20 protein-coding genes are annotated in these 22,324 nt (G+C 59.4%); 12 read left to right on the top strand and 8 right to left on the bottom strand.

Annotation, left to right across the window (positions count from 1 at the left end):
• Positions 1 to 60: 60 nt before the first annotated feature.
• Together AC628_RS01020 and AC628_RS01015 are read right to left on the bottom strand one after the other, a co-directional pair.
• Positions 61 to 1,041 carry a pectinesterase family protein gene (locus tag AC628_RS01020; RefSeq protein WP_074124934.1) on the bottom strand — a complete coding sequence of 327 codons (981 nt, stop codon included), beginning with the start codon at positions 1,039 to 1,041 and terminating at the stop codon, positions 61 to 63.
• A 169-nt stretch (positions 1,042 to 1,210) separates the two neighbouring features.
• A complete protein-coding gene (locus AC628_RS01015) occupies positions 1,211 to 2,500 on the bottom strand; it encodes a glycoside hydrolase family 28 protein (protein WP_074124916.1) in 1,290 nt (429 codons plus the stop codon).
• Positions 2,501 to 3,342: 842 nt separating this feature from the next.
• On the opposite strand from AC628_RS01015, the gene AC628_RS42410 reads away from it, so the two are divergent.
• Together AC628_RS42410 and AC628_RS01005 are read left to right on the top strand one after the other, a co-directional pair.
• Complete coding sequence (locus AC628_RS42410) at positions 3,343 to 3,843, top strand: hypothetical protein (RefSeq protein ID WP_143201367.1); 501 nt, start codon at positions 3,343 to 3,345, stop codon at positions 3,841 to 3,843.
• A 5-nt stretch (positions 3,844 to 3,848) separates the two neighbouring features.
• The gene (locus AC628_RS01005) at positions 3,849 to 4,610 is read left to right on the top strand and encodes a hypothetical protein (protein ID WP_143201366.1); all 762 of its coding nucleotides are present in this window, start codon (positions 3,849 to 3,851) and stop codon (positions 4,608 to 4,610) included.
• On the opposite strand, the gene AC628_RS01000 is transcribed toward AC628_RS01005, so the two are convergent.
• Genes AC628_RS01000 through AC628_RS00990 form a run of 3 tightly spaced genes read right to left on the bottom strand, consistent with a single transcriptional unit; the run spans position 4,607 to position 8,495 of the window.
• The gene (locus tag AC628_RS01000; RefSeq protein WP_074124913.1) at positions 4,607 to 4,900 is read right to left on the bottom strand and encodes a DCL family protein; all 294 of its coding nucleotides are present in this window, start codon (positions 4,898 to 4,900) and stop codon (positions 4,607 to 4,609) included. The genes AC628_RS01005 and AC628_RS01000 overlap by 4 nt on opposite strands.
• Before the next feature lie 17 nt (positions 4,901 to 4,917).
• A complete protein-coding gene (locus AC628_RS00995; RefSeq protein ID WP_074124912.1) occupies positions 4,918 to 7,527 on the bottom strand; it encodes a DEAD/DEAH box helicase in 2,610 nt (869 codons plus the stop codon).
• Positions 7,524 to 8,495, bottom strand: coding sequence for a HamA C-terminal domain-containing protein (locus AC628_RS00990; protein ID WP_074124911.1), 972 nt, complete (start codon positions 8,493 to 8,495; stop codon positions 7,524 to 7,526). Before AC628_RS00990 ends, AC628_RS00995 begins: the two co-directional genes overlap by 4 nt.
• 373 nt (positions 8,496 to 8,868) lie before the next feature.
• On the opposite strand from AC628_RS00990, the gene AC628_RS00985 reads away from it, so the two are divergent.
• Genes AC628_RS00985 through AC628_RS00975 form a run of 3 tightly spaced genes read left to right on the top strand, consistent with a single transcriptional unit; the run spans position 8,869 to position 11,625 of the window.
• Entirely contained in the window at positions 8,869 to 10,113 is a 1,245-nt protein-coding gene (locus tag AC628_RS00985) for a nucleotidyltransferase domain-containing protein (RefSeq protein ID WP_074124909.1), read from the top strand.
• Positions 10,110 to 10,595 (top strand): type II CBASS E2 protein, encoded by a 486-nt coding sequence (locus AC628_RS00980; RefSeq protein WP_083632508.1) that lies wholly within the window; start codon positions 10,110 to 10,112, stop codon positions 10,593 to 10,595. Before AC628_RS00985 ends, AC628_RS00980 begins: the two co-directional genes overlap by 4 nt.
• Entirely contained in the window at positions 10,570 to 11,625 is a 1,056-nt protein-coding gene (locus AC628_RS00975; RefSeq protein WP_074124907.1) for a CBASS cGAMP-activated phospholipase, read from the top strand. The genes AC628_RS00980 and AC628_RS00975 overlap by 26 nt, the downstream gene beginning before the upstream one ends.
• A gap of 331 nt (positions 11,626 to 11,956) precedes the next feature.
• On the opposite strand, the gene AC628_RS45930 is transcribed toward AC628_RS00975, so the two are convergent.
• Both AC628_RS45930 and AC628_RS44690 read right to left on the bottom strand, forming a co-directional pair.
• The gene (locus tag AC628_RS45930) at positions 11,957 to 12,196 is read right to left on the bottom strand and encodes a c-type cytochrome (RefSeq protein WP_349510094.1); all 240 of its coding nucleotides are present in this window, start codon (positions 12,194 to 12,196) and stop codon (positions 11,957 to 11,959) included.
• A gap of 134 nt (positions 12,197 to 12,330) precedes the next feature.
• Positions 12,331 to 12,858, bottom strand: a complete 528-nt coding sequence (locus AC628_RS44690; protein ID WP_210190139.1) for a hypothetical protein — start codon at positions 12,856 to 12,858, stop codon at positions 12,331 to 12,333.
• A 548-nt stretch (positions 12,859 to 13,406) separates the two neighbouring features.
• On the opposite strand from AC628_RS44690, the gene AC628_RS43670 reads away from it, so the two are divergent.
• The 5 genes from AC628_RS43670 (at position 13,407) to AC628_RS00945 (ending at position 18,760) form a co-directional block, all read left to right on the top strand.
• On the top strand, positions 13,407 to 13,694 hold the full coding sequence (locus tag AC628_RS43670; protein ID WP_074124902.1) for a hypothetical protein: 288 nt from the start codon (positions 13,407 to 13,409) through the stop codon (positions 13,692 to 13,694).
• A 56-nt stretch (positions 13,695 to 13,750) separates the two neighbouring features.
• Positions 13,751 to 14,662, top strand: a complete 912-nt coding sequence (locus AC628_RS00960; RefSeq protein WP_143201364.1) for a hypothetical protein — start codon at positions 13,751 to 13,753, stop codon at positions 14,660 to 14,662.
• Between the two features lie 318 nt (positions 14,663 to 14,980).
• Complete coding sequence (locus AC628_RS00955; protein WP_074124896.1) at positions 14,981 to 16,192, top strand: hypothetical protein; 1,212 nt, start codon at positions 14,981 to 14,983, stop codon at positions 16,190 to 16,192.
• Positions 16,189 to 17,349, top strand: a complete 1,161-nt coding sequence (locus AC628_RS00950; protein ID WP_245320967.1) for a transglutaminase-like domain-containing protein — start codon at positions 16,189 to 16,191, stop codon at positions 17,347 to 17,349. The genes AC628_RS00955 and AC628_RS00950 overlap by 4 nt, the downstream gene beginning before the upstream one ends.
• Positions 17,297 to 18,760 carry an esterase/lipase family protein gene (locus tag AC628_RS00945; RefSeq protein WP_245320966.1) on the top strand — a complete coding sequence of 488 codons (1,464 nt, stop codon included), beginning with the start codon at positions 17,297 to 17,299 and terminating at the stop codon, positions 18,758 to 18,760. The genes AC628_RS00950 and AC628_RS00945 overlap by 53 nt, the downstream gene beginning before the upstream one ends.
• Here AC628_RS00945 and AC628_RS00940 read toward each other — a convergent pair.
• Positions 18,753 to 19,529, bottom strand: coding sequence for an ABC transporter ATP-binding protein (locus AC628_RS00940; protein WP_245320965.1), 777 nt, complete (start codon positions 19,527 to 19,529; stop codon positions 18,753 to 18,755). The two genes, AC628_RS00945 and AC628_RS00940, sit on opposite strands and share 8 nt — an antisense overlap.
• A gap of 246 nt (positions 19,530 to 19,775) precedes the next feature.
• On the opposite strand from AC628_RS00940, the gene AC628_RS00935 reads away from it, so the two are divergent.
• Both AC628_RS00935 and AC628_RS00930 read left to right on the top strand, forming a co-directional pair.
• Positions 19,776 to 20,390, top strand: coding sequence for a hypothetical protein (locus AC628_RS00935; RefSeq protein ID WP_245320964.1), 615 nt, complete (start codon positions 19,776 to 19,778; stop codon positions 20,388 to 20,390).
• Positions 20,380 to 21,324 carry a nucleotidyl transferase AbiEii/AbiGii toxin family protein gene (locus tag AC628_RS00930; protein ID WP_074124886.1) on the top strand — a complete coding sequence of 315 codons (945 nt, stop codon included), beginning with the start codon at positions 20,380 to 20,382 and terminating at the stop codon, positions 21,322 to 21,324. The genes AC628_RS00935 and AC628_RS00930 overlap by 11 nt, the downstream gene beginning before the upstream one ends.
• Positions 21,325 to 22,324: the final 1,000 nt, after the last annotated feature.

Raw genomic sequence — 22,324 nt, 5'->3', positions numbered from 1 at the left:
CAGTCCCGTCGGGATGAGGTCGATGCGCGCAGAGAATCACATGACGCTAATTAGGCGCATTCAGTCTGGTTGGTACGACAGCCAATCTGTGGCACCCGCGAAGAACGCTTTGAGAGACCATCGGGGGGCCTCGTCGTCAGTAAGCTGATGAGCGTATGGCTCGCGGCGTGTGGGATTGGCCCCGATGCCTGTTGACTTGTATTCGGCATAATAGGCCGTCCTCAGGGTCTTGGTCTTGCCGGGTGTCCATTCGCGCCAGCCGTCGGAGATTACGGGCGCATCTATGTCGGCTGACAAGAAAATCACAGCGGCATAGGGGCGCCAGGCACGGCCGAGGGCGATATCGCGCGCGGCTGGATCGGCGCTCAACCTGCAATGATCGAATACGTAGGCACTATCCTCGCCCGGCGATGCTCTGCTTTGTGCGGTATAGACGACCGCATGGTTGGCGACACCATGCAACTCACAATGCCGGAAATAGGCTTTGGCGTTGCCAAATATAAAATCGACGTGCCCCTCGATGTAGCAGTCCAAGAAGTACTGGCGCGACATCCGGCCATCCGGCCCCTTGTTGGCGAACAGGGTATCCTGTGCGCCGAGCAGGCGGACCCGAGTGATAACGTCCTTATCTCCGGTCAAGGACAGCGCCACGGCCTGCGAAGGTGGATTAGCCGGATTGAGGGAGTAGTCGTTCTGGACGGTCAGGTTGTCGAGCCGAAAGTCGTCACCTGAAGCGTCCAGCGTCGCGGAATGAGAGGTTCCCCCAACATTGACTGCACCGTCGCCGTAGACAATAACCGTGTCATGCGGTCGCTTGCCGGTGCCTTTGATATGAACACCTGGTTTCGAGACTTTGACCTTCTCGCGATAGGTGCCCGGCGCGATCAGAATAGCGCCGCCTTGCGGCGGTAGTGCGTCTATGGCTGACTGCAGAGAGTGATAGGCCTTATCAGAGGCTTGCGAGACCAAAAGTGGCTGCGCAGATGCTTCCGAGAAGCGCAAACACCCAGCCAGCACTATTGCAAGCGCGAAAGCTCTCATCACGGTCTTACCTTCGTCGAGCCAAGTGCAGTATTTCGAGCACGCTCGGATGTTGCGCCTTGTGTCATCAAGCAATCCGCAGCGAAAGCCCAGGCCCCGTCAATGTGCATGGCACGGCAGCGTCACTTTGGCGGTGCCCGGGTTAGCGTCACGCCGGTTTGATGGCTACCTAACGATTGGGAAATACCTTTGCACACTCCGATCCGTGAGATAGCCCCCCGGCAGCTCGGCTTGGGAGCGGTGGCGACACGCCGGCCCGCCCCATGGTCACATTGGTATTTTCCACCTGCCAGGTTGCGGAATCGGCAAATCGCACGTCATCCAGCGTGATCTCGAGAGCATGCGTCTTATCAATCCCACGCATCACCAGCGAACCTCCATCGCCACGAACATGGCGCAGCACAATCTGGCGATAGAGGGGAATGCTGTCACCTTGGGCGCGAGGATCATATCTTGTATCGAACATGATCGGCCAACGGTTGCCGCGCAGGCACACATTCTCGTAGGTCACCCGCTCAACCAGGCCGCCCCGGCTGACATCACTCTTGATGCGCAAGCCCGATGTCGTGCCGTCGAGAATCAGGCCGCGCACGAGAATGTCGCTCACACCGGAGCTCACCTCGCTGCCGATCGACATTCCGTGTCCCCAGCCGAAATAGTTATCGACGATGGAGACATAGCGCGTGGGACCGTTATTGCCGGCCTTGATTGCCACATTGTCGTCTCCGGTACGGATCACGCTATGGGTAATGGTCACATCCTGGCTGGCGCCAGGATCGATGCCGTCGGTGTTGCGGGCGTCGGCGGGTGCGTCGATGGTGACGCCCCAAAAGGTAGCACCTTCGACGCGGTTCATCGCCACGTGAAAATTAGGCGCATTGCGCAACGTGATGCCGTGGAAGGCAATGTCCTGCGCGTGGTCGATCTGGATCAAGCGCGGGACGTTCTGATTGCGATGCTCGTTTTGCGCCCGGCGAGCAAGCTCCCACCAAGTTTCGGCGCTGCCGACCATGGGTGCGCCGCCCTGGCCATCGATGATGCCCTCGCCATAGATGCCGCCACCGCGCGTCTTGGAAAAGCTGATGAACGGGCGGCAGCCGTCACCTTTACCTGCGATGCGACCGCAATGTCCCGAGCCCCTGTCATACGCGTTCGGATCGGCGATCGCAAAAAGCGTGGCGCCCCGCTCGATCCATAGCGTGACGTCCGATTTCATCTCGAGTGGACCTGACAGGAACTCGCCACGTGCCAAATAGACCGCTGCACCGGCGGGACAATGGGCAATGGCATCTTGCAACGCGGCTGTATCGTTCGTTCCAGACGCCACCAGGCGTGCACAAATATCACGCGGCGCATCTGGTTCGGCGACTATGCGGCGGTCTTTCGCAAGGACTGCGGGGCAAAGCGCCATGGTGGCGACGGCGGACACCAGCGCCCAATCGCGGAAACGGTTAGTCATTTGCATCCTCGCGCGTGAGGTCGCCCGGACGCGTTCGAGAACCCGTCGTGCTGCCAACCCCGCCCCTTCGGGCCCGACCAAGACCAAAACTCGTTTCGCCATGGAATTCCCCTAAGAGATCGGTCATTGCCGCTCGCGACGCGGGCAATTGGCGATGCGTCTGCTTCGACCGGAAACATGGCAGAAACTAGGGCTGATCGAACCAGTTGAGGCACGACCAGCGCAACCTGTCTGCTCCTTTCACGCACGCCGTCGGCGCGCAGACATGAAAGTCGGGAAAACAAGCAGTCGCTTCTGGTCGTGCCCCACAAAAAGGATGAAGACGATGGGGGAACTCAGAACACCATCAGCTATTCGTCCCTCGCGGATTTAGATGAACGTCGAATTCGCTTGAATCTCCCGTGGCGTCAGATTGTAGCCTTGGACAAACGATGATTGCGAGGAGTGCCACGTCGCGCAAGCGCGGATGCTGATCGGCAAGTCGTTTCGTCGCGGCACGGCTTGCGAGTTTGTCGATTTTGGCGGCTGCGGGTACTCCCCGATCGTCCGGGCACACCTTGTTCAGGCGGGACCACCCGTCAGAACCACAACAATGAGCGAGATTACAACGTGGCGTGAGACGAGCAGTGCTGGAGCGATGAAATGCAGATTCTACTTCGATCGTAGTTCGCATTGACCGGCGCGGCGATCAAGAAACCAAACGCTCACCAGCGCGAGGCGCGAAAAAACACACTTGGACACGCTTAGGCGGCCGATGTCCGACCGGGGCACTTGACCATACGGCAAGTGAAGCGGCGGTGTGGGCGCGCGGGATGCCGCCGTGCAATCTTGTAAGGAACTCTATGAAAGTCGGAACGAGACTTGACGCGGCGCTGAGCGAGGCTGATCGCGCTCGTCACATTGACGACTTTTCAACTGCGGTGGCAAAGCACGACAAGCGGTTGAGAGCAGTCGACCGCCAAATGTTTCTCCAAAAAGTGGCCGCGGATTTTCAGACTAAATTCGTGGCAGACATTGAGGACGGCATCCGTGCCGGGAAATCGTGGGGGTACGCCGCGACATGCAACGCTGTGAGCCGGCAGGACGCAGGTCAGGCGGGTATCCGACGCGCCATTCTCGGATTAAAAATAGTATTCTTCATTGATAGCTATTCGTTGAATCAACCCGCCCCGTGCCTCTTGACCTCCCCCAAGATCACGTCTCGCAATTCCTCGGAGATGCGGTTGGTGCCCATTCGCTTTGATGGAGCCGGGCTGGATCGTTCCGATCCACCATCTGGTCAAATGAAACGCCCGCCAGTTGGTGCCACGCTTTCATCAGCTCATGACGCCGGAAAAGATTGACCTTCATGTTATCTGCGACCTCGGCAATGGCGAGGACCATTTTCTCCGTCGCCTCGCGCGTTGCTGGTGTGAGCATCGCAGGCAAATACTGCAAATCCATCAGGATGATATCAATACTGAGCAAAGGCGATGAAATCGTCGAGGGGCTACGCGAACTGATGGTGCTGGCGCCATTCAAGCCCTCCCGTGCTGAGACGACGCTCGCCTTACTGGATGAGTTTGCCAACGCTTCACCCTTTCGTCTCGCCGAATTGCTCGACGGCGTGCTGGGAACTCTTCAGGATTTTTTAGCACTTGCGGACAGAGTGCTCACTCAAGACAAGGGCCTCGGAGAGGCGCAGCGCGACTTGTGGTTGGTGGTTTGCTATTTGCTCTTCCCAAACCGCTACGAAGCGTTGCTGGAACTGACTGCGGCCAGCCGCCCCGCGATCATTTTCAGAGTTCGAGACCATAGTGGCTACGGTACGTTCAACGATCGACCACGGAATGCGCTTTCGTTACCGCAACTGGAATTCTTGGCGCGCCTGACGGGAGCCTTGTTTCCCGAGGTTGGCGTTCCAGCTGGAGTGATGCGTGGCGACACAACAGCCTTCGACGGGACGGAGTGTTTCCGGCAACTTATCAGTACGATCTCCACAGTCCCGTCCGAAGCTGCGACGGCTATCCGATCCCGGCAGCAAGATAGCTCGCGATCGCCCTTCGCCAAATTCTTTGCTCAGAGAGCAACGAGCTGCTCGATCGCTCATGGGTATGAGTGTCGCCCCTAGCCGGACAGGCAGCCCTTGATGGAAAACTTCTCGGTGCTGCCGTCAACGCGGTTGACCCAGAAGCATTTGGTGCCGAAGTCCGCGCTCCTGACGCTGAAATGAGTAACGCCGGCCCCCACCTTCGCGGCGGCCTCCGGGTGAAGCGCGAGCGCCGCGTGCAGCACCTCGGCATCTGCCGCACTGACTTTGTCTCCAATATCGTACTTGTGAAGGATGGCCTGCAGGAATGCAACCGCATCGCCCTTTTTGCTGAAGTGATGTGGGCCGATGGTAACGGGCTTTTTGACCATCAAGGTCTCGTGAGTTGCTAGGGTGTTGACGTGGCGGCGCCCGCACGATCCTCGGGCAACAGCTTGCCACGAATCTCCCGGAGGATGATGGCCGGGATATCCATGCCTTCGAACTGCGTGTTGCGCTCTCTTACCCAAGCAACGCAGTCCTCCTTGGCGAGGTCATCGCGGGCGATCTTTTCGTAGAGCGCGACCGCGCTGACACGCGACAATCCAAGCTCGATCAGCGAAAGCAGGGTACGCGAAGAAATGCCGAACTCGAGCTGCGTTCCAATGTCGAGGTCATCGTCAATCAGGTCTTGGCGCCCGATCTCGACCAGGTGCAGGTTGAGAACGTCGACATAGGCCGACAGATACTTCGGCGCCCGGAAGCGAGCGATCTGTTCGACCAGCTCCATGGTGCTGCGGATCAGAACCGGTAGCTTGAATGACCGGCGCGACCTGCGATGATAGTCGATATTGCGCTCGATCATGCGCGCCAGCGAGAAGCCCTTCAACCACTGCACGACGATCAGGGCATGAAGCCGAATAATTCCGTCTGGCGTGAACGCCGGAAACAGATGCTGGTTGATCCGGCGCATAATGGTCACGAAGCGGTCATAGCTATCGTCGCTATCGACGGCGGCCGGCAACAGGTTCTCCACATCGCCCTTGTAGTTGCGGAATGCGTCGAGCAGTCGCTGCATGCCGAGCGCGCTGACGCCGGGATGCCGGGCTGCGATCTCGGGGCCAATCGCGATGTCTTTGGCGATATTGGCAAGGCTCGCCTCGAGCCGCGCGATGATCGCCGGATCATGGCGCTTGGCGAGGCTGGATTGAGCGATGGATCCTTGCCGCATGAATGTGGCGAGCAGGTATGAGGCGACCTGCTCGAATTGATTGGGATCCTGAAATGCGCTCAGGTCATTGGTTGCCCGGTGGTCGAGATAATCCGCAAGGCTGTCTCCCTGCTCGATCACTGCGTCGCTTTCGCGCTTGATGGGGAAGCGCGCCCGTTCGGGAACACCATCGGGCCACGCCTGCCCATTCTGGGGATCGATGCAGATGATATTTCCCTGGAATTCATCACCCCACCTGCCGGCCCGGCCGGCAAGGTTCCAGAAATCGTGCGCTTCCATCGGGTGCCCGATCCCCTTCCTCGGGCCGCGCACCACAATGGTTCGACACGACAGGTTGACGCCCTCGATCAGGGTCGAGGTGCAAACGAGAAATCGAATCTTGCCGGAGCGAAACAGCCGTTCGACCTCCAAGCGGATCAACGACGGCATGTTGCCGTAATGAAAGGCAACGCCTCGCTCGACCAGCGGCGCGAGCAGGTAGTGCGGATGGACGCCCTTGCGGGCCAAATCCGCAAGTTCGAGCAATTCAGGGTCAGCCGGAGCCTCCGGCATCAACTGACTGATGAGATCGGCGATCCCCTCGGCATCGGCGGCGCCGTTCGCATAGACAAGTGTGCCGCCACGTTCTCCGGCCGCAGCGGCAATGAAGGCCAGCTTCTTCCTGAGTGTGCTCGGGCTACTGGCCAGCTGGACCACGCCAAGCGGCAGCATGGACGCATGTTGCCGGGCCGACAGTCTCCATTGTTTCGACTTGCGCGGCACCGGCTCGGCGACGATGACGTTTTGAAGCACCGTCGGAACGTCGCTTTCGAACGACGCGGTTCGCGCCCCATCCGGCGCATCCACAAGCAGCTCCTGCGGATTTTGTGTGGCGGGACTTATGAACACGATCTTGAGGACGGGATTGGAGCGGCTGGCGCGCTCGATGGCGTCCTGAAGGATGACGCCCCGTTGATTGTCTCCAATCTTGTGGGCCTCATCGACGACGAGCAGATCGACCTTGAATGGAGCGCCAATGGCGTTGGCCAGCAGATGCATGCGCTCCTGCGTCAGCACGAGGATGGCGCGCGGGCCGCCGAGGCGCGCCTTGTCGTGCTTGTCCCGGATCGGGAGCGACGAGACTTCGATGCCGCTGCCGGTTCCGAGCAATGCGACCAGGTTCGCTTCAATTTCGGCGACGAGCGCCCTTGTCGGCGCCAGATAGACAGCGACGCGCATCTCGCCGGACCGGATCTGGTCGATCAGCCATTGCAGGACCAGGAAGGTCTTCCCGGACGCTGTAGGCGCGGAGGCTGAAAGCCATTGGTAGTTGTTGGCCTCGCTCCAGAACCGCTGCTGGAACTCGTTGACCTGAATCCATCGGCCACTGGACTGGACAAGGACCGACTGATCGATTTGGCGGCGTTGTGCCTCGATACGCAGCGCCATACCGAGCCTTCCCTCGACGTCGGCACTGAGCAATCCGCGTTCGGTGGCGAGCACGACCGCTCGAAAATTCGACAGTTTGCTCAAGAGGACCGCGCCGGAATCCTTGATTGCGTCGCTGTCGGAGAGTGTGATTGCTGCGGTGGCAATGCGAAGCGCGGCGTCCTGATAGGTACGCTGATCCGACCGTGCGAGGATGCTCCCCGCCAATAGAAGCCGTGGCCAATCGAACGAGGCCGCCTCCTCTCCAGCAGGCAATACAAGATTGTCCAGTTCAGCCACGACAGTATGTCGGGTCAAACGATCGAGGTCATCACGTAGACCTTCGCCGACAAGCCAGCCCTGCAGATTGTCGAGGCTCATGCGCTCTGCCCCATCGCTTTCAGAAATGCGGCCCGGAAAGCTTCGGCGGACGGCAGCGGAAGGCAGAACAGCTCGACTTCAACCTGCTCAAGTTTTTCTTGCTTCAGGCGGGTTCCGATCGTTGCGCGCCATTTCTTGAGCTCGATCCGCGCGGCGGCGGCCATTTCGTCCGCAACAGCTTGGACTTGGTCGCCAGGATAGAAGGCGGCATCGAAGCCGACAAGGGCGACTGCGCAATACTTGACGCGCTTGGACATTGGCGAGGTCTTGTCGAAGAAGCGCTTGAGTGCGTCGGTCAGCACCGGATCGCTCAAATCGGCTTTGTCACTCAAGAGAATGAGGTCGCGCTCCCGCTCGGCTTCTTCATGCTCAGGCTCGATGAGGAACGGCGCGACCGAAGCCAGGCAGTCCTTGATGGCCGTGGCGGCCTCTTTGTAGATCTTGGATTCACCCCAATAGAGCTTCAGCGTGCCGTCGGGCGTAACGCCGGCGTAGACGCCGTCGGCTCCGTGATAATGCATGCGCGAGTCAGTCTTCAGATCCATCTTGCACAGGATCTGCGGGAGTTTGAGAAACCGCTCGGCCAGCAGGAACAGCAGCATTTCACCGCCCTCGCCGGTCTTGGCAAGGTCCGTGAACGAGCGGCGTGCCTGCTCGACGAGCGCTGTCACGGCCTCGGTGCTGTTGAACTTGGCGTCGCGCGCCTTTGCGCTGGCAAGTTTCGAACGGGGGATCGCGTAATCGGCTACAGCGTTGCGCATGAACTCCGCAAGCCGGTGTGGCTGTACCCGTCCGTTACCGTCGACGGTCAGACAGTGACAATGAATCTTGACCTGACATCCGGCGATGACGTCGTCGCGCTCAACAAGACAGAGATGAACATCGAGAGCTTCGGGGTCACCGGTGAGCGCAGCTGCCAGATCGGCGGCGGTAATGCTTGACAGAAATGCCTCCCTTCCCCGTTCCACTCGTGCCGTCGATGCAGCGCCGATAGTCCCCGCTTCAAAGTTGCCCGACCTGCGAAGCGCCTCGAAAGCTTCTTGGTTCTTGATTTAGAGGCGCGCACCCGGAGCCTCGATCACGCTCACTGCCCCATCGGAGCCCGCTCCGGCGTTGGCTTCGAAAGGCTCCAGCAGCGGGTTCCTGGGCCGGCGCGCTGGGCAGATAGGCCTCCACTACACTTTATACGCGAATCATCCATTAGTGGCCTACAGCCCCCCATTCTTGTCAATATATTGCGCAAGAAAGAATCTGTTTGAACTAATCTTGCGCACCTTGGCCTCGATTACCACCTGAACAAAGCTGGAACGGAGTACGGCAGTCGCCAAGGAGTTGCAATTTATGAACGTCGCCTATCCTGGGCCATGGCCCCTCCTTACCGATTACGATGCGCTGCTGATGGACGTCGCCCGCCGCGTCCAGCTGACCAGGACCAAGCATGAACAGGCCGAAACGAATTTTCGGGCGCTGTGCCAGCATGTCGACCGGGAGGGCAGCCCGCTCGAGCATAAGGTGATCGAATGTTACCCCGGCGGGAGTTTTGCGACCGGCACGGCCATCGCCTCCCGGGTTGCCGAGGATCAGCATGACGTCGACGTCGTCATCGAGCTTGATGTCGCGCGTGACAGCGCGCCATCAGAGATTCTCGCGCTGTTGTTTGATGCCATTAACGGTGACGAAGGCAGCCGCTATCACGGCAAGGTTAGGCAGAACAGCCGCTGTGTCACCGTGGAGTACGGCGATGGCACGACCGTCGACTTGATGCCGATTGCACGCATCGGTGGGCCGGAGCGCGCTGGCCAGCTGTTCCACTACAAGGGTGACACGGCCGAGTCCTACCACAAGCAGGTGAACCCGTGGGGCTTCGCCAAGCACTTCAACGACCAGATCGAATACGACCCGGCCTTCCACGATTTGTTCAAGGGCCGTCGTCTGCTGGTTGAGGGCGAGATCGTCGAGAAGGCCGAGACCCAGCCGATGCCCCAACATGTTCCCATCGAGGAGAAGTCCGCGCGCGTCGTGGCCTTGCAACTGTTGAAGCGCAACCGGGACATCGTGTGGCGCTCGCCGAGCCGCAAGGGCCGCAAGCCGCCGTCGGTCGCCCTCGCCGCGATGGCGCTCGATGCTGGTGCCGTCCAGCCCAGCCTTCTCGATGAGGTTGTCGCCATCGCAAGCCACATTCGCGCGCGATTGAAGGAAACTGACGGTCCCCGCGGCACGCTGCGCGTATTCAATCCCGCCTACAAGGTCGACGAGTTCACCGACCGTTGGCCCGAGAACAGGACCGCGCAGGATCTGTATGATGGCGATCTCCGCCGCCTGATCGTCGAACTCTACCGGTTGCGGAACGAGAGCCTCAGTCTTGCGCAACAGCTTGAGCTTTTGAAGCGGCTGTTCGGCGAAACCGCGGCATCCTACGCGATCGAGAGCAACCTCGAAGCCCGGCGTCGCGAGATGGATGCCAACCGCATGCATCTCAGCAAGACCGGCAAGGTCGCCGGAATGGCGGCCCCCGCCGTGGCCGGCGCAACCTCGACGGCGGCCAAGGCGGCAACACGCGAAGGCGGAGGCGAGCTGTCGGAGTGACGACCATTGATGAACAGATCAAGGCCATGGCTGAACGCTGGCCGGGCTTTGCGATTGTCGACCAGGGTCCATCTCACGTGGAGTGGCATGGTGTGCTGGCGCCGGATAAACGCGAACATCTGGTGCGTGTGAAGCATCGCATTCCAATGGTGCTCGAGAACATCACGCTTCATGACGCCCAGCCGCGCGTTCAGATATTGAGGCCGCGGCTCGAGCGCCATCCGGATTACGATGAGGGACCAATCCCGCACGTTTACTGGAGCAGCGACCAATCGGCCGAGCCCTACCTGTGTCTCTTCAGTCCGACACTGCGGGAGTGGGATATCAGCGACCTGATCGCAGACACGACCATCCACTGGACGGCACAGTGGCTCTACTTTTATGAGGGATGGCTGGTGACAAAGAAATGGCTTGGCGGCGGTCGTCATGTGACCCGCGAGAGCGAAGAGAAGCGCCTTGAGCCAGCCGCCACGCCGCTCTAGCGGAACCCTGCCCGGGCTTCGCGAACCGCTGCCTTGGCCGGCTGACAAGCCCTTTCGCATCCTATCGATCGACGGTGGCGGTATCCGCGGCATATTGCCTGCGGCGATGCTGAGCGAGATCGAGAAGCGCTACCTCGGCGCACGCTGCGTCGGCGACTACTTCGACTTGATCACGGGCACGTCGACCGGTGGCATCATTGCGTTGGGTCTAGCAATCGGGAAGACCGCAAAGGCCATTCTCGACCTCTATATTGAACATGGCGACCGGGTGTTCCCGCCGGCGCGCTACAACGTTTTCAACATTCGCAAGGCATGGCGCTGGATACACAGTACGCGACATCATCGATACGATCCTGCAGAGCTCGAAAGGCCGCTCACGGAGATCTTCGGTTCATCTAAGATCGGCGATGCGGAGCGAAGGTTGTGCATTCCCTCGTTCGACGGCTTCACTGAAGTCAACGTGTTCAAGACGCCTCACCATCCCGACTACAAGATGGACTGGAAGGAAGACATGGTCACGGCCGCGATGGCGACGGCAGCTGCCCCGACCTATTTTCCGGTATACAAGAGCGGTCAACGCATGTTCGCCGATGGCGGGGTCTGGGCCAATAATCCAGTTATGATCGGCCTGGTTGATGCGCTGGTCTGCTATCAGCTCCAACGCCGCCAGGTCCACATCCTATCCTTGGGAACGGGCGACACCGAAATCAGATTTAGCGAAGGACAGATACTTTACGGTGGCCTGTGGGACTGGAAGGAGATCATCTCGTCGGCGATGCATTTGCAAAGTCAGAATGCGACGGGTCAAGCAGGACTGCTGATCGGTCGCGATCAACTCGTTCGATTGAATGCTCCGCCTCCGGCGACAGGGCAAAGGCCGATCGAGCTGGACGACTACGCTCGGGCCAGCGCCGAGTTGCCCGCCATCGCAAAAAAGCTGATCGACGCCAACGGGGACGTCATTCGCGATCGATTTTTGTTCGCGCCCGCTGCCCCTTACCCAGCTGTCTATGGACCGCGCGCGAATTAAGCGACCCGCGCCTGCTTGTGCGTCCATTCCTCCGTCGCTTTTCCATGTTGTTGGGATGATGCTGACGAATGTAGCATGACCCGTCGAATGGCGGGCTCAAATCCCAACAACGTCTGCCGCCACGAGCGGCAAAGGGATTGACGAATGGCCTCTGCTGATGGCCTTGCGTCGCCGGCGGAAGAGGAACCCGACTATGACAGCCCTTGAGCCGTTGTGTTGGCCGCGAGCGCCGATCCTCATCGCTTAATTCCGGCCCGATCACTCCAGGCGGCAGCTTCGTCACGTCGGTTTCTTTGCCCTCGAACGAATGTCCGCGATTGCTGTTTCCGAGCTACGACACGTTGAAGTCGGTCAGGCCCGCGGCACACCCATCGCCGGGCAGGCTCTTTGCAACAAGCCTAACATTGACCGGATCGTATTCCCGGCTGCCAACACAGAACGACCCCGGTCGCCGGCCTTGAGGCAACAGCATGTCCTTCAGGGTCGGGACGGACCCGTTGTGCAGATATGGCGCGGTGGCCCACACGCCGTCGAGCGGGCGCGCGCGATATTGTGGCTCGAGGGCGACCACATCCCGGTTCTTGCCGTTGCCATTTGTCCGCGCTCCGACGTAGACGCGCTGGTTCTGACAGTTCTTTCTCGGTCCCCACCTGCTGCTTTACCTCGTCGGAAGTGCCATTCGCAACGTTCCACAGGTCGATCGTCTTACCGACCACGTCCATCAGCGCGAGCACGAACAGTGGATCCGATGACTTGTCCTCCAGAAGGCCGCACCCCACGCGCTGTTGAGATCATTGATCGGATCGATACCGAGCGCCTTCGGTAGGTGGACCCGGCGCGAGGTGAGGACACGGGACTGTTGAGGATCGGTACCGATCGCAGCGACGGAAAACCGATTTGAATCGCCTGACGAGCCTCGGCGACAAATGCGAGATCGTCGTCACGTTCGCTTCCATCGGATTCACCAAAAAAGAAGCCGACGGTATGTGGCAAGGCATTCTGCAGGATGTCGAGCCCAAGCCGGTCAAGATCTGCAGATGTGAGCTGAACCGGTTCGCAATTGAAGTCCTCGGCCGCGCCACCCCGAAGGCGGTAGAGCCGCTCCATCCAGCCGTGGAAGTCCGGATGCTTGCGCCAATAGTGCAGTTCTGTGGCTTGTCCGAGCAGATATTCGTGATCGATCGATTGTGATCGCAAATCGGCAACGGCAAAGGCGTACATATCGAGTCCCATGATCTAGCTCCTATTGTTGGTTTGCGCGTCTCAAGAACGCGGGAGCTCGAGGGCGGTCGCCAAAGCCGCAGGCGTCATCGCCTACCCGGTGACGCCGAAGGCGTCAGTGGTGCGGGCCGGCGATTGACGCCAAGGCGACAACCGCCATGCTCCCCGCGATCCTTGACGTCACGCGCAAACCAAGGAGCGGCATGGCCGAGGGCTACGGCTTGATGCGATTGCTGGAAGCGGCAGATGGCTGCGAGCGAACCTGCAAAGAACCAAGATCGCGATCACAATGGCTAAAAGCCGCAGCGTTGGTCGGCTGCGACTGCATCACCAAGAGTGGCGAGCCAAATCCCGATAGCGATCGCCGCGGTTGATCGCAGCGCATAGCGACCGCTTCGGATCGCAGTTGATGTCCTCATCGAGGCACGCCACCCAAAGTTGCCCATCGGCAACACACCGCTTCTTTTTGTAAGTTGCCGAAGTCTTAGGCTTGCACTTTTGCGTGTAGTTACTCTGATTGACGGTACCAGCGTGGGGCACGCGCAAGATGGGGGCAAGCAATGGCGAAGAAGGCAAAGAAAGCAAAGGCGAAGAAAGCAAAGGCCAGCGCAAAGAAGAGCAAGACGGCGAAGAAGGCCTCCGCGAAAAAGACCGCCGTCAAGAAGAAAACGGCGAAAGCGACAGCAAGGAAGGCCGCGAAGAAAGCCGCCAAGGGCGGGCTCGGCTGCTGCACCATCGTCTATGACGATCACTCCGAACAGGTCCCCAATGTGACCAAGCAGCAATGCACCAGGCTTGGCATACAACGCGGCGGCACGGGGCAATGGAATCCGGGTTCGTGCGCCTGAGCTAACGTAGATTTTTATTACCTAAGCCATTTTTCGACAAACGATTGAGCTGAGCCATGCGGCAATCAAAGGCGCTTGCCTGTATTTTGTCTTTTGCGTTTGCATCGGTAGTAAGTGGTTGCGCTGTACCACACTATGATGTGCCCTACACAAGCGTCGGCCATCCGACCGTCACCACGATCGTCGAGCGCATTCAATGCGAAATTAGAGATCTGGTGCGCTCCGACATTCCTGATCCCAGTGCGCCACCGAATATCTACGGCCGCTTTCTGGTGAATCAGGATTTTGACGTGCTGGTCGCGATGTCGATCGACGTCAATGAATCCGGCGGTCTCACGCCAACGTTGTCGTATATGAATCCCTTGACGTCATTCACCTTCAGTGCGAGTGGCACCCTGAGCGAGTCCCGCGATCATACATTCACGGAAAACCTGCAATTCTCGACCCGTCAGATCTATATCGATTGGTATTCGTACCAGCTGGCGGCGAAGGCGGGTCTTGATCCAAAGTCATTGGGTCTGACGGCGCACGATTGTCCCGAAGCGGATACCAATTTGTCCGGAACGCTCGGGATCGTGGACTTTGTCGCCATGGCGGCCCGATCCGAAGGGCTTGATATGGAGAAAACGTCCGATGGTGTCTTCGGCGGCACCATCCAGTTTCTCGTGACCAAGAGCGTGAGCGCGGTCGGGCCCACCTGGGCGCTGGTCCACTTCAATGGACCCGGAGGGCTTGGGGGACTATCCCAGGTCAACACGGACAAGATTACGCTCTCGTTTGCGCGTGGTCCCAATATTGGCAAGCCGATGCTGCTGCCGACACTGGCGCAGCTGACGCGTGGCATTGTACCGAGGGCCGAGAAACGCCCAACCAATCTGAAGGCCTATCTGCTTCTGCAGCAGCAGCTGACCAGCGGGATCAACACTCAGCTCAGCATCTTGCAGAACAGTTTCCGGGCAAGGCCGTAGCCATCGCGTGGGATGGCTTGAATCGGTATCCCACGCGAAAGGCCGCATCAAAAAAAATCGGCTGAAGCGCGTAACATACTCTAGGTAGAGGCGGACATTTGTGCTATTCGTGCGCGAGACTTGTTTTTGACTGACATATGGATTTGCACCGAGCCTGCGAGAGATTGCACTATTCGAGGCTGGTTTGACTTGAGGCTTCATCGATATTTCTAGCGTGCCGCAGCGGCGCGTAGCTTTAGTTTGTTCGGCTTGGTGCCGATGGCGACAAGTTGCAGAGCGCCATCGAACCCCAGCACAAGCATTGAAAAGGCCAGTGGCATGGCAAGACGTCCCAAAGACAAGGCAGCTGCCGCTCCTGGCCATTCCAGCAAACCGGTCGTTGTGGTCCGTGCCCTGTTGAACGGAGAGCTTTTCGAGGCCCCCGTCACCAAGCTGGAACGGCTCGCGCGCGTCACACAGCAATGGAATTACATCCTGCGGGTACGGGCGCGCTGGGCCCAAGACACGGATCTGCGTGGCAGGCTCGGCGAACGCGCCGTCAAGGATCTTGGCTCGCTCGGTATTTCCGAGGCGCAGCTGCAGAGCCTGGCGACGGCTGATCGCATTGAAGTGGAGTTCGTCAAACTCGATCCAAGTGGTTTCGACGATGGGGATGCTTACGAAGCGGCATCAGAAATGCCGTGGGAATATCTGATAAGCGCTGCCACACGTATCCAAGGCCGCTTTCGCTCGCTCCTGATCACGCGGCTCTTGCGCAACGGCTTAGACCCGGTCGCGCCGCACCCGCCCAAGAGTGTGCTGTTCGTAGAAAGTGCGCCCGGCCGCCTGAATGACGAATACTCCTTCGAGGACGAGGAAGAACGGATTGCGGCGGCCGTTGGCGTCGGTAGCAAGAAAACGCCCCGGTCGCCCGACTGGAAAACGGTCAGGACGCCGTCCGTCAGTCAGTTGAAAAGCGAGGTTCGTACCGGCAGTTGGGAAGCCGTGCACATCACCGGCGTCGACAACCACCAGGCTGGATGGTTCATCGAGGACTTCTATGCGGACCTCGAAAATGACAACCCTGACAGGCTGAAGGCGGTCGTGGATGCGCATGGTCGCCTGCAGGACGGCATGATCCTCTGGGAAGGCACCGAAAGCGAGTTACCGGTCTCGTTCTACCAGCTCGCGCAGACGCTGGTGGGAAACCGACCGCCTCGCATCGTTACTTTGAACTTGTACTACTCCGGAGCGCGGATCGGACGCGAGTTGGTGAAGAGCGGCGCGCATGTCGCACTGGGATTTCTTGACGAGATCGACGACGAAGTTGCGGAAAACTTCTTCCAGGAATTTTATTGGTCCTGGTGCCACCCGACGGGCTCGATCCTCAAGATTTCGGAAGCTTTCCTCAATGCTTGGCAGAAAGTGAGCGGGAAGAACCTCCACGGTACATCCATTGTGATCTGGATGGGGCGGAGCGTTTTCGATGATCGCGCACCGGCAAAGCAGCCACGCCAGCGGACAACCTCGAAACGGGTGACGGCGCGATGATGGCGATCGCAAGTGCAAGGGTGCAGCGCGCGCAACAAGGCCCGTCGCCAGCAGACAAGATTCTCCAGGTCGACTTCGACGTCGACGACACGATCAACTATTCGCTCCTTCATAACAATCGCGAATTGTTGAGGAAGCTGACCTTGACACGGTTGACACCACAATCCGTGCGGGACGTAACCGTCCAGGTCGAGCTTTTTGTCGGCACCGAGCACTATCCCTACCGGAAGACGATCCCGCTCCTTACAGATCTGCAGCTTCACCTGTCGTCACTGGTGACCATTCCCCTCACCTCGGTGCTAACGCGCTCCCTGCATGATCGCGTTCACTCCACCGTCTACGTGAAGGTCTGCTGCGAGGGCCACACGGCTTATGAAGAAACCCGGCGGGTGACACTCATACCGGTCGATGAGTGGCTCGACGACACCAACAACAATCCATGGCTGCCGTCGTTCGTACTGCCGCGCGATCCTGCGATCCTTAAGATCGTCAATTCCGCCCGACGCTATCTGATCGGCATCACCGACGATCCCGCCGCGGGCTTTGACGGCTACCAAGAGGAGGCTGCGGGCGTCGACAAGCAGATCCAGGCGCTGTGGACGGCGATCGTCAACGAATACCGGCTGCAATACATCAACCCGCCGCCGGCCTATTCGAGGCAGACCCAGCGGCTGCGCACGCCGACCGAAGTCCTGAAGTCGAATAGTGGCACCTGCATTGATCTTGCGCTGCTTCTTGCCGCCTGTTTCGAATATGTCGGGATCTATCCGGTCGTGGTCCTGCTCTCCGGGCACGCCTTCGTGGGCTATTGGCGTTCGGACATAACCCACGACGACCTTGTCGTTGTGAGCAAGACGCCCGCAACCGTCCCGAGGGTCGGAGACAAGGTCGGACGCACTGCCGGAAAGCCCTATGTCGACAAGTTCGGATGGCGGCTGACCCGGCTCAACTTCGCTGAGATCCTGGCTTATGTCACCTCGGGCGATCTCGTCATGATCGAGGCGACGTTCTTGACGGGAGCGAACAGCTTCCAGGCGGCCATCGACGAGGGACGGGCCAATCTGCGCAATCCTGAGGAGTTTGACAGTCTCCTCGATATCCAGCTTGCGCGCACCGCCGATCCTCCGGTTACGCCTCTTCCGATTATCAGCGACTAGCCCCCGAGGACCTACCATGGCGCAAGGTTATGCCGACGATCCCGCGCGATTTCAGGCTCAAATCGGCGCTGCCGAAGCCAACGAAGACCTGTTTTCGGGCCTCTACGTTGCCCACGACGCCGACAGCGAGTCGATCGCGGGGTTGCGGCGCCGGCGCCGCCGCGTCGCGAACACGCTGAGTGATCCGATCAAGACGGTTTCTCTGGTCGACGAGAATGGAGTGCTCTACTGGCGCGATGGCATTCCGGGACCCGATCTGCCTTCGCGGCGCCGCCGCGCTTCGCGAGGAGTACTTGCAGGTCCGCCCGGCACCGTCGTCCTGACCAAGCAATTCCCAGTGCTCGCTCCCAACAAGGTCGTGGCTGCGATTTCGGCGATCGACCGACGGCTGAACCAGGCGCTGGACGATTCGCTACGCTCGCGACTGCGACCGTTGCGAAAGACCAACGACCACATGTCGCCCTTCGCGTTCGATCCGAGTGACACCAAGGGACCGTTCGAGGGCCGGACGCTGGTGTTCGTTCACGGCACCTTTTCCAACGCAACAAATATGCTGAACGAATTTCTTGCCACCTCCAGCGGTGAAGCGTTCCTGCAAACCGCCATGAACGGCAAGTATGATCGCGTGCTGTTCTTCGAGCACCCGACGCTCGCGGTCAGTCCGGTCATCAATGCACTCGAGCTCGGACGGGCTTTCGCGGGCTCTTCCGGACGAATTGACGTCGTAGCGCACAGCCGCGGCGGCCTGATCGTGCGCTGGTGGCTCGAGGCCTTCGGGAGCTCGCTTTTGCCGACTCCGGATATGCCGGTACGGGTGGTCTTTGCCGGCTCTCCGTTGCACGGAACCTCACTTGCGGCGCCGGACAAGCTGCAAACCGCGTTGAGCCTCGTGGCCAACATCGGATCGTACGCGGAGGCGACGTTGAAGATTGCTGGCGCGGCAAACCCGTTTCTTTGGGTTGGCGGCAAGCTGGTTGAAGTCATCGTTACGGTGACCGGCGCGCTCGCAAAGACGCCGATCCTGGACGCGCTGGTCACGCTGGTTCCGGGATTGTCCGCCCAGTCCGCGGTTTCCAACAATTACGAGCTCAACCGGCTTCGCCTGGGACCATGCGCGGTGCAGCCGAATTATTTTGCGATCCAATCCAACTTCGAGACGGCGGACCCGGGCTGGAGGTTCTGGCGCAATTTTCGCGCCGCGCGGATCGGAGACCTCGCTGCGGATGAAATCTTCGAGGGCGCCAACGACCTCGTGGTCGATACGGCTTCGATGACCGATCTCGGTGATACTGATTTTGCCTTGAGGATGTCCGCTGACATTTGCGATTTCGGCACCTCGGATACGGTCTGGCACTGCAACTATTTCCGCCAGCAGCGTGCGATCGAGTACATCAGCGCCAAATTCAGCTGAGACGCGGCAGCGACAATGTCCGTGAATGCTGCGAGAAAATGCCGCGCAGCTTTCGCCGCAGCGGCGCCAGTGCGCGAAAGCCGCGGGCAAGCTTTTCTGACGGTGCGATCAGATAGGCCTGGAGCTCGTCGGGAATCACATGCCTTGCGTAACCGGCTTCCGCGATGGTTCGCTCGAGCTTTTTCGTGCTGTAGCCATCGATCGCCCTACGCACGCGATCGCGATAGGCATGATCGACGAAATAGAGTGCGTGTGCCAGCTCGTGGCGTAGACTGCTGGCTCCATGGCCATAGATGCCGATGATATAGAACGGCTTGCGCAGTCTGCGGAACAGCGCGAGCAGGCGCTTTTCCTTCTCACTCAATGGATCAAACTTGCCCTCGTAGAATGGCTGCAACGCAGTTGACGGCAGATTGAAACCCGACCAGTCCTGATAGTAGGTGAAGTTGCCGTGGCGATTGGCATACCAGTCCATGTATTGCTCGAGGCTGAAAATGCGCCCGTGAAAGTGGGGAGACTCGTAGTGCTCCTGTAGGCGCAGAAAACTCGACGCCAGCTCGTACTGGGTCTCGAACTGTAGCAGATAGATATCGCCGGCAATCTTGTGCTTTCTGATCCGCATCCGTTCAGGCTCCCGGTCCGGATCGGCAAAGTATGGCACGGGATCAGTCACCGAGCGACAGGGTGAAGCGTTGACGGGTCTTCGCACCGGCGCACGGACGAATCCGCATCCTTCAAGCCCGCTGCCGGTTCTCAGAAAGGCAGCCATGTGCGGCGCACGGGCGAGAGTCGCGCCGTACGGCATAAAGCCAGTACCGGTTCATCGGTGCGCACAGAGTACGCGCTTCATTGGGGAAATGCAGGACGGCGACGAATTGGACAGGGGCATCAGCCTGCCCGCTCCCTTCCGAAGGCGTCGCGACGGATCGGCCGATACTTGTCATTTGGGCAACAATCTCATGCCTCTAACTGTTTGACTTGCATGGAATTTCAATGAAATTGCTTGCGTTTTGGCATGCTTCTTGCTATCTTGACGGGCATGACCAGGCTTGAGGAATTAAAGAGGCACCTGAAACCGGGCGGCGTTTACCGGCGCGAAGATGTGGCGCGCTGGACAAACGCGGTCGACCGGCATCTTCGGCAGTTGACTGACGCGAAGGTGCTGACGAAAGCGGCCGGAGGTCTTTACGTTTATCCGAAGGAGACGGCATTCGGGCCGGCGCCGGCGACAGATGAGAAACTGGTCGGAGGCTTTCTAAAGGACAGGCGTTTCCTTTTGGCCTCGCCGAACGTCTATAACGGTCTTGGGGTCGGCACCACCCAGCTTTACGACAAGACGGTGGTCTATAATCACAAGCGGCATGGGGATTTTCAGCTGGGGGGGCGAAAGTTCGCGTTCCGGGTCAAACCGCATTTTCCCAAATCGCTTTCGCAGGAATTTCTGCTGGTCGATCTGGTCAACAATGTCGATAGCCTGGCTGAAGCGAAGAATGAGGTGCTTGGCCGTGTGAAGCAGCGCGCGTCCGCGATGGACCGCGCGCGTCTGCGGCGCGCGGTACGCGACTATGGTAACGCGCGGACGCGGAAATTCTTCGAGGGTGTCCTGCGGCCCGCACTCAATGCCAGCTGACTATCTGCACAACCACGCCGAGTTCGCGGATCTGATCCGTATTGTGGCGGCTCAACGAGGCACCGATCCTGCTCTGGTCGAGAAGGACTACTGGATCATGCACGGCCTGTTCGGCTTGCAGCAGCTTGGGCTCAGCTTCGAGCTGAAGGGCGGCACATCGCTGTCGAAAGGCTTTCAGATCATCGACCGCTTCTCGGAGGATATCGATATCAGGATCGAGCCCGAAGCTGGTCAGGACGTCAAGGTCGGTCCCAATCAGACAAAGCCCGCGCATATTCAAAGCCGCGCGGCGTTCTACGATGGTCTCGCCGCTAAAATCCAGATTGACGGCATCACATCGGTGGTGCGCGACCATGAGTTCGACAATGAGAAGCTGTTCAGCGCCGGCATCCGCCTCGACTACACCACCACGACGGCGCCGATCGGCGCATTGCGGACTGGCGTTCTGCTGGAGGCAGGCTTTGCCAAGGTAACCCCCAATGAACCGAAGACGATCTCGTCGTGGGCCTATGACTACGCTTCTGTCCGGGTCGAGGTCATCGACAACCGGGCCGTCGATGTTCCCTGCTATCTGCCCGGCTATACGCTGGTTGAGAAACTGCAGACCATTTCGACCAAGTTCCGCAAGCAGCAGGCGACTGGCGCGATGCCGACAGACTTCATGCGCCATTACTATGACGTGTACTGCCTGCTGAAGAAGGGATCACTCCACAACTTCATTGGGACGGCCGCCTATAAGCAGCACAAGAATGACCATTTCCCGTCCGCCGACAACAAGAACATCAAGGCCAACCCAGCCTTCCTGATCCCCGACATGGAGACCCGCAAGCTTTATCAGGAGGCCTATGAAGCTGGCAGTGCGCTCTACTACGCGGGCATGCCGACATTTGGCGAGATCCTCGGCACGCTCAGAGTCTGGCGCGAGGTCCTGTAAGCGCGGCCATGCGTCAGCTTCGCTTCGCTGATCTCCTGCTTCCAACCAGGCCAAGGCACGGATAATTGCCGAACCGTTGCAGTGGGAATGAGCAACCGCCGGAAAGCCGTAGAAGCGCCTGATATGGATCTTCGCGTCAGATGTCGCCGGGTTCAACGCCCGTGCGCTGCTGGCGGCGAATGAGGATGACAAGCGATGAACCCGAGACGAATATTTGAGCTGCGAAGAGGCCCTACTCTTCGAGCTATCCATCAGTGAGGCCCATGCGGACCGCCTTGGCTCGTATCGCGACTTCCGTGTAGCGCTTTGCGGGCCTTGATGGCGTAGCGCGGGCCCGGGTCGTTGATGTCGATGTCAGGATCATTGACGAGGAGCTGGAGCCGCGCGCGGCGCCACGCCTGTACCTTGCGGAGCCGAGCTAGCAGCGACTTCTCGTCCAGGCGCCGCGAGAGCCCCTCTTTCTGCCTAGGCATGGTCGTCCTTCCCTTGGAGTTAGCCGATTCCGTCCGGCTTCTGTTCTAACTGCCTCACTGGCCCAATAGAGAGTTTAACAAGTTCGCATTTGGGCGATGCTCGGTCTATTCATTCCGTTGGTCAGTCGGCTTATGGATTTTCCGGTCCTCGGCACTCGGAGCCAAATAAGACCTAGCATTCAAACCATCCGGACAATAGGCAGCAAGCGACCTTCACCTTCCACGCTGCGCCTCGGCAAGCAACGTCATCAACCGACCCGCTCGGCCGCGATGGCCCGCACGACGATATCGGCATCACCAACGGGAGTGAGGGTGAAGCGAAGGGTGAGCCCCTGCCCGTCCCGATGCGCCCAAGCGCCGCCGATTTCGGTAAAGTGCCCGCGGTCGTTCGCGAGCGAGAGGCCGGATACATTTATGCAACTGGAAGCGTCATTTTTGCTGTTACGACCCTTGCACGGACGGGGCGGACCATACATTCTTTCCCACGAGGTCCTTGAGCGCCGCGTTGTCCAACATGGCATCAGCCA

Source organism: Bradyrhizobium sp. NAS96.2 (genome assembly GCF_001908235.1).
In the GTDB taxonomy this organism is placed as follows: Bacteria; Pseudomonadota; Alphaproteobacteria; order Rhizobiales; family Xanthobacteraceae; genus Bradyrhizobium.
Note: the sequence above shows the minus strand (reverse complement) of the source record. Positions and strands in the feature narration are given on the sequence as shown.

Bases quoted from the DNA above. Each gene is read 5' to 3' on its own strand.
- AC628_RS00940 (WP_245320965.1), bottom strand. From the start codon at position 19,529: ATGGCTGCCTTTCTGAGAACCGGCAGCGGGCTTGAAGGATGCGGATTC.
- AC628_RS00950 (WP_245320967.1), top strand. From the start codon at position 16,189: ATGATGGCGATCGCAAGTGCAAGGGTGCAGCGCGCGCAACAAGGCCCG.
- AC628_RS42410 (WP_143201367.1), top strand. From the start codon at position 3,343: ATGAAAGTCGGAACGAGACTTGACGCGGCGCTGAGCGAGGCTGATCGC.
- AC628_RS00955 (WP_074124896.1), top strand. From the start codon at position 14,981: ATGGCAAGACGTCCCAAAGACAAGGCAGCTGCCGCTCCTGGCCATTCC.
- AC628_RS01020 (WP_074124934.1), bottom strand. From the start codon at position 1,041: ATGAGAGCTTTCGCGCTTGCAATAGTGCTGGCTGGGTGTTTGCGCTTC.
- AC628_RS44690 (WP_210190139.1), bottom strand. From the start codon at position 12,858: ATGGGACTCGATATGTACGCCTTTGCCGTTGCCGATTTGCGATCACAA.
- AC628_RS00960 (WP_143201364.1), top strand. From the start codon at position 13,751: ATGCGGCAATCAAAGGCGCTTGCCTGTATTTTGTCTTTTGCGTTTGCA.
- AC628_RS00935 (WP_245320964.1), top strand. From the start codon at position 19,776: ATGCTTCTTGCTATCTTGACGGGCATGACCAGGCTTGAGGAATTAAAG.
- AC628_RS00930 (WP_074124886.1), top strand. From the start codon at position 20,380: ATGCCAGCTGACTATCTGCACAACCACGCCGAGTTCGCGGATCTGATC.
- AC628_RS01000 (WP_074124913.1), bottom strand. From the start codon at position 4,900: ATGGTCAAAAAGCCCGTTACCATCGGCCCACATCACTTCAGCAAAAAG.
- AC628_RS01005 (WP_143201366.1), top strand. From the start codon at position 3,849: ATGTTATCTGCGACCTCGGCAATGGCGAGGACCATTTTCTCCGTCGCC.
- AC628_RS00985 (WP_074124909.1), top strand. From the start codon at position 8,869: ATGAACGTCGCCTATCCTGGGCCATGGCCCCTCCTTACCGATTACGAT.
- AC628_RS00995 (WP_074124912.1), bottom strand. From the start codon at position 7,527: ATGAGCCTCGACAATCTGCAGGGCTGGCTTGTCGGCGAAGGTCTACGT.
- AC628_RS01015 (WP_074124916.1), bottom strand. From the start codon at position 2,500: ATGACTAACCGTTTCCGCGATTGGGCGCTGGTGTCCGCCGTCGCCACC.
- AC628_RS43670 (WP_074124902.1), top strand. From the start codon at position 13,407: ATGGCGAAGAAGGCAAAGAAAGCAAAGGCGAAGAAAGCAAAGGCCAGC.